We start from the raw sequence: 7,048 nt of genomic DNA, 5'->3' as shown, positions 1-7,048 counted from the left end.
GGGTCTGAGCGCTTGGGTGGGTCTGAGCGGGGGGTCGAGTCTGAGCTGGCCGTCGCCGGCGGCGGCTGGCGGGCCGATCCGGTGCAGGCCGAGGTGGTCGGGCACACCGACGGGCCGATGCTCGTGCTCGGCGGCCCGGGCACCGGCAAGACCAGCACGCTGGTCGAGGCGGTCGCCGCCAGGGTGGCCGAGGGGGTCGACCCCGAACGGATCCTCGTGCTGACCTTCGGCCGCCGAGCCGCCACCGCACTGCGGCAGCGCATCGAGGCCCGCATCGCGCAGGACGGCCACCGGGTGCTGCGCGAGCCGCTGGTGCGCACCTTCCCGGCGTACGCCTTCGGGTTGCTCCGCCGCGCCGCCGCCGAGCGGGGCGAACCGTCGCCCCGGCTGCTCACCGGCCCCGAGCAGGATCTGATCATCCGTGAGTTGCTGGACGTGGTGGGCGAGGAGCCCGAGGACGATCCGGTCGGCTGGCCGACCGACCTGCGCCCCGCCCTGCGGACCCGCGCGTTCGCCGGCCAGCTGCGCGACCTGCTCATGCGCGCCGCCGAGCGCGGGGTGGGCCCGGTCGACCTGGCCCGCCTGGGTGAGAAGCTCGGCCGCGCCGACTGGCCCGCCGCCGCCCGCTTCCTCCGGGAGTACGTCGCCGTGCTCGCGCTGCGCGACGTCAGCAACCGCGGCTCCATCGCGTACGACCCGGCGGAGCTGGTCCGGGCGGCCACCGGGCTGCTGCGCGACGACGAGGAGCTGCTGGCCGCCGAGCGCCGTCGGCTCGCCCACGTCTACCTCGACGAGTTGGCCGACACCGACCCCGCCCAGCTGGAGCTGCTCTCGGTCATCGCGGGCGGCGGCAAGTCGCTTGTCGCGTTCGCCGACCCCGACTCGTCCACGTACGCCTTCCGGGGCGCCGACCCGGCCGGGGTGGCGATGTTCCCGCACCGCTTCCGGACGGCTTCCGGTGCGCCGGCCGCACAGGTGCTGCTGACCACGTCGTACCGGGCCGGGCCGGGTCTGCTCGCGGCGATCGCCCGGCTGGGCCGCCGGCTACGGGGGCCGGCCGCGCACCGTCGGCTGCACCCCCTGCCGGACGCGCCGCCCGGCGTGGTCGAGGTGCACACGTTCCGCTCGGCCACCAGCGAGGCCGCCTGGCTGGCCCACGCGCTGCGCTCGGCTCACCTGCTCGACGGCGTGCCCTGGTCACGGATGGCGGTGCTGGTGCGGTCCACCGCGTTGCAGCTGCCCACCCTGCGACGGGCGCTGCACGCTGCCGGCGTACCCACAGTGGTGCACGGTGAGGATCTGCCCCTGCACCTGCAACCGGCGGTCGCGCCGCTGCTGCTTCTGCTGCGTTGCGCGCTGGAGCCGGAACGGCTCGACGAGGAGTCGGCGGTCGCGCTGCTGCACTCGCCGCTGGGTGGGGCCGACCCGCTGGCCGAGCGGCGGCTGCGGCAGGGTCTGCGCGCGCTCGCGTTGGCCGGCGGCGACCGACGCCCCTCCGGGGAGCTGATCGTCGACGCGTTACGTGATCCGGAGGAGTTGGCCGGCATCGAGCGGCGGTGGGCGGAGCCGGCGCAGACAGTGGCCGGGCTGTTGGCGATCGCACGCGAAGCCGCCATCCGGCCGGGCGCGACCGCTGAGGACGTGCTCTGGGCCGTCTGGCACGCCAGTGGTCTCGCCGAACGGTGGGCCGGCGCGATCAACCAGGGCCGCCCGGAGGCCGGCGAGGGCGACCTGGCCCGGCGACGGCGGGCCGAGGCGGCCGACCGCGACCTGGACGCCGTGCTGGTCCTCTTCGACGCGGCCGCCCGGTTCACCGACCGGCTGCCCGGTGCCCGCACCGAGGTATTCCTCGACCACGTGCTCGCCCAGGACCTGCCGGCCGACACCATCGCCCCGACTGCCGACCGGGGTGCGGCGGTACGCCTGCTCACCGCCCACGCGGCGAAGGGCCTGGAATGGGACCTGGTCGCGGTGGCCGGCGTGCAGGAGGGCATCTGGCCGGACCTGCGGTTGCGCGGCAGCCTGCTCGGCTCCGAGCGGCTGGTCGATGTGCTGGCTGGCCGGTCGGTCGACGGGGCGACGGCGGCGAACGTGGTGGGTCAGACCTCGGCGTTGCTGGACGAGGAGCGTCGGCTCTTCCACGTCGCCATCAGCCGGGCCCGACACCGGCTGCTGGTGAGCGCCGTGGCGTCGGCCGCCGTCGGCGGCGACGATCACGAGGAGCAGCCCAGCCGGTTCCTGCACGAGCTGGGCCCGAGCACGCCGCCGCCCAGCACACCGCCGCCGCCCACCACGCCGCCGCCTACTCCGCCCACGTCGCCGACCACCCCGCCCAGCACGTCGCTGCCCAGCCCGCCGAGCACGCCCGGCACGCCACCCGGTCCACGCACCGAGCCGTCCACCGGTGGCCGCACCGGGGGCGTTGCGACGGGCGAGAGCGGCGACGAGGAGCCGGGCCGCCCCGGGGCGCTGCCGGTGACCCGTCCACCCCGGGCGCTCACCCTGCCGGCGTTGGTCGCGGAACTCCGTACCGCCATCACCGACCCGGCCGCCCCGGCGGCCCGGCGGCGCGCCGCGGCGGCCGAACTGGCCCGGCTCGCCGCCGCCGGAGTGCCCGGTGCGCACCCCGACGACTGGTGGGGTTTGCGCGCCCTCTCCGACGACCGGCCGCTCGTCGACGACGGAGATCCGGTGCGGGTCACCCCGTCGGCCATGGAGAGCGCGCTGCGGTGCAGCCTGCGGTGGCTGCTGGAACGGCACGGCGGCAGCGGGCCGACCAGCACCGCGCAGGGGGTGGGCAACCTGGTGCACGCCGCCGCGATGCTCGCCGAGGACGCCAGTGCCGACCGGGGCGCGCTGCTCGACTACGTGGCCGCCCGGTTCGACGCGATCGAGCTGGCGGCCCGGTGGATGGCCGGGCCGGAGCGGGAACGCGCCGAGGCGATGGTCGACAAGCTGCTGCGCTGGTTGGCCACCAACCCGCGTCGGTTGCTCGCCATCGAGCACGAGTTCGCCGTCCGCCTGGACGATCCGCATCGGCCCGTCGACCTGGCCGGTCGGGTCGACCGGCTGGAGGTCGACGAGGCCGGGCGGCTCGTGGTGATCGACCTGAAGACCGGCAAGTCCACAGCTGTCACCGGCGCCGACCTGGCGGAGCACCCACAGCTCGGCGCCTACCAGGCGGCGGTGGAGGCGGGAGCGTTCGCCGAGTTCGGTGACGAGTCCGGGGGCGCCGCGCTGGTGCAGCTCGGGACGTCCGCCAAGGACGCCAGGGAGCAGAACCAACCGGCGGCCGGCGAGGGGCCGGCGGCCGGTTGGGCGACCGCGCTGGTCCGGCGGACCGCCGATACGATGGCAGCCGCCACGTTCGCTGCGGTGGCGAACTCGAAGTGCCGGGTCTGCCCGGTGCGCACCAGCTGCCCGGTCTCCGGGCAGGGGCGCCAGGTCGTCGAGCCGCCCACCGTCCGACGCACCAGTGAGGGCGAGGAGTGAGCTTGCCAGCCCCGCAGTCGCGAGGAGTGAGCCGGTGTTGCAGCCTGTGACGACACCGTGAGCCAGCCCACCCTGTTCGGCGCCGGTCCCGCGCCGACGCCCCGACTCGCGGACTCCGGCCCCCGGTACACGCCGGTGGAGCTGGCCAAGCTGCTGCGGTTGCCGGCACCCACCCGGGAGCAGGCCGCGATCATCGCCGCCCCGGTGGAGCCGCTGCTGGTGGTCGCGGGTGCCGGGTCGGGCAAGACCGAGACGATGGCCGCGCGGGTGGTCTGGCTGGTGGCCAACTCGTACGTGCGGCCCGAGCAGATCCTCGGGCTGACCTTCACCCGCAAGGCCGCCGGCGAGCTGGCCCATCGGGTACGGACCCGACTCGACCAGCTGATCCGCCGCCTCGGCCGGCAGGGACGGGACCCGTTGGACGATCCGCTCGCGGGTGAGCCCACCGTCTCCACCTACCACTCGTACGCGGGGCGGATCGTCACCGAGCACGGGCTGCGGGCCGGCTACGAGCCGTCCACCCGACTGCTCACCGAGGCGTCCCGCTGGCAGTTGGTCGACCTGCTGGTGCGCAACTACGACGGCGACATGTCCGAGGTGGACCGGATGCCGAGCACCATCACCGACGCGGTGCTGGCGCTCGCCGGGGAACTGGACGAGCACCTGGTCGCGCCGGACCAGTTGGCGGCCTGGACCGGTCGGTTCTTCGCCGAGGTGCAGTCCCGGCCGGGTCGGGTGTACGCGGACGTGCGCAAGGCGCTCACCCTCCAGCAGACCCGGTTGCGGCTGCTGCCGCTGGTGCGGGCGTACGCCCGGCGCAAGGAGGATTTCGAGGCGATGGACTTCGCCGACCAGCTCGCCCGGGCGGCGCGGGTGGCCCGGGATCACCCGGGGGTCGGCGTGATCGAGCGGGACCGCTTCCGGGTGGTGTTGCTCGACGAGTACCAGGACACCAGCCACGCCCAGGTGGTGTTGCTCAACGCGTTGTTCGGTGGGGGGCACCCGGTGACCGCGGTGGGCGACCCGTGCCAGTCGATCTACGGCTGGCGGGGGGCCAGCGCGGGCACCCTGGACCGGTTCCCCACCGAGTTCGCCCGCGCCGACGGTGAGCCGGCCCCGGCGCTGGGGCTCACCACGAGTTGGCGCAACCGCCCGGAGATCCTCCGGGTGGCGAACGCGCTCTCCACCCCGCTGCGGGCTGCGGGTGCCCGGGTGCCGGAGCTGCGCTCCGCGCTGACCGTCCGGGACCCGATCCCGCACCGCAGCCCGGGCGGTGCGGCCGGCGGCACTGTGCACTGCGCGATGCTGCCCACGTACGCCGATGAGGCCGACTGGATCGCCGACAGCGTGCTCGCCGCGTGGCGCGGGGCGGCCGGGATGCCGGGTGTGGCCCCGGAGCACATCCCGGTGGCGCGGCGCCCGACGACCGCCGTGCTGGTCCGGGTGCGCAGCCAGATTCCGGCGATCGAGTCGGCGCTGCGTGAGCGTGGCCTGCCGGTCGAGGTGGTCGGGTTGGGCGGCCTCCTGGACACCCCCGAGGTACGCGACGTCGTCTGCACGCTGCGGGTGCTGGCCGACCCGACCGACGGGGCGGCGCTGCTGCGGTTGCTCACCGGCGCCCGTTGGCGGATCGGGCCGCGTGACCTGGTGGCGTTGCACCGACGGGCTCGAACCATCGCGAACGCCCGGCGACAGGTGGCCGCCGACGACGCCGCGGAGATCAGCCCCGACCTGTTGGACGAGGCGACTCTGGTGGAGGCGTTGGCCGACCTCGGGCCGGCGCAGGCGTACTCGGCGGAGGGTTTCGCGCGGTTGCGCGCGTACGGCCGGGAGTTGGCGTTGCTGCGCTACCGCCTGGACCAGGCCCTGCCGGATCTGATCGCGGACATCGAGCGGACCATCGGCCTGGACGTGGAGGTCGCGGTGCGGGCCGGCCGGGACGGCGCCGGCGACGCAGGACTGGCCCGTGGGCACCTGGACGCGCTCGGTGACGTGGCGGCCCGGTTCAGCGGGGAGACGCCCGGCGCGACCCTGTCCGGCTTCCTGTCCTACCTGGCCGCTGCCGAGGACGAGGAGCGCGGGCTGGCACCGGGTGAGGTCGAGGTGGTGGAGGGCGCGGTACAGGTGGTCACCGCGCACGCCGCCAAGGGCCTGGAGTGGGACGTGGTGGCGGTGGCCGGGCTCAGTCGTGGGTTGTGGCCGGGGCCGGTCCGCAACTCCGATCACTGGCTGGGTGGGCTGGGCGTGCTGCCGTTCCCGCTGCGCGGTGATGCCGACGGGCTGCCCGAGTTGGCGCTCGACGAGGCGGGGGACCAGCGGGCCGTGGCGCGGGCGGTGACGGACTTCACCGACGCGTGGCGGGCCCACGACGAGCGGGAGGAACGCCGGCTGACGTACGTGGCGGTGACCCGGCCGCGCCGGTTGCTGCTCTGCTCCGGTTACTGGTGGGGGGAGGGCACGAAGCGGCCGCGAGGTCCGTCGGTCTTCCTGCGTGAGGTGTACGACGCCTGCCTCGACGGCGGGCCGGGGCACCTGATCGACGTGTGGGCACCGGAGCCGACCCCCGACGCGACGAACCCGACGGCAGAGGTGGTGCTGCGCGCGGAGTGGCCGGCCGACCCGCTGGGCGGTCGCCGGCCCGCGCTGGCCGAGGCGGCCGGGCTGGTACGTCGCCTGATGGCCGACGGCCCGGCGGCGGTGCTGCCCGGGCCGGTCGGGCCGGTGCTCGCCGGGCCGGTCGGGCCGGCGCTTCCCGGGTCGGTGACGCCGCTCGGGTCGGAGGCCGAGCCGGTCGAGCCGGAGGCGGACCCGGAGGTGACGCGCTGGCAGCGCGAGGCGGACCTGCTGCTGGCCGAGCGCGCCGAGCTGACCCGGCTCTCCGGTGCGGTCGAGGTGGCGCTGCCCGGGGCGTTGAGCGTCACCCAGCTCGTCGCGCTACGGCGCGATCCGGCGGCGTTGGCCCGTACGCTGCGTCGCCCGGTGCCGACCGAACCCAACCCGTACGCCCGTCGAGGCACCGCCTTCCACGCCTGGTTGGAGCAGCGCTTCGGCGCCGACCGCCTGTTGGACCTGGACGAGCTGCCCGGTGCGGCCGACGCCGATGCCGCACCTGACGAGGCTCTGGTCGAGCTTCAGGAGCGGTTCCTGGCCAGCGAGTGGGCCGATCGGTCACCGGTGGAGGTGGAGGTGCCGTTCGCCACGGTGATCGCCGGGGTGGTGGTGCGGGGCCGGATGGACGCGGTCTTCGCGCGGCCGGGTGGCCGGTTCGACGTGGTCGACTGGAAGACCGGCGCGCAGCCCAGCGGGCCGGCGGCGGAGGTGGCCGCCGTGCAGCTGGCCGTGTACCGGCTGGCCTGGGCGGAGTTGGCCGGTGTGCCGGTCGACCGGGTGGGCGCGGCGTTCCATTACGTCCGGCACGGGGTGACCGTCCGGCCCGCCGACCTGTTGGATGTGACGGGCCTCACGGCCTTGATCGCCCAGTTGCCCGAGGATTCCGCACAACATTGACCACTGCGGGGAAAACCGTGGTAGGTTGACCGGGTTGCAGTTTTGGTTA

General features: G+C 75.3%; 2 protein-coding genes. Both read left to right on the top strand.

Features of this window, described 5'->3' with window-relative positions:
* The first annotated feature begins 45 nt into the window (after positions 1-45).
* Entirely contained in the window at positions 46-3,492 is a 3,447-nt protein-coding gene (locus DLJ59_RS05705; RefSeq protein ID WP_425271392.1) for an ATP-dependent helicase, read from the top strand.
* A 57-nt stretch (positions 3,493-3,549) separates the two neighbouring features.
* Positions 3,550-6,999 (top strand): ATP-dependent helicase, encoded by a 3,450-nt coding sequence (locus tag DLJ59_RS05700; RefSeq protein WP_124771454.1) that lies wholly within the window; start codon positions 3,550-3,552, stop codon positions 6,997-6,999.
* Positions 7,000-7,048: the final 49 nt, after the last annotated feature.

Origin of the sequence: Micromonospora inaquosa (assembly GCF_003857055.1) — a bacterium.
Classification (GTDB): domain Bacteria; phylum Actinomycetota; class Actinomycetes; order Mycobacteriales; family Micromonosporaceae; genus Micromonospora; species Micromonospora inaquosa.
The sequence above is the reverse complement of the archived record's forward strand: the minus strand, read 5'-3'. Positions and strand labels throughout refer to the sequence as shown.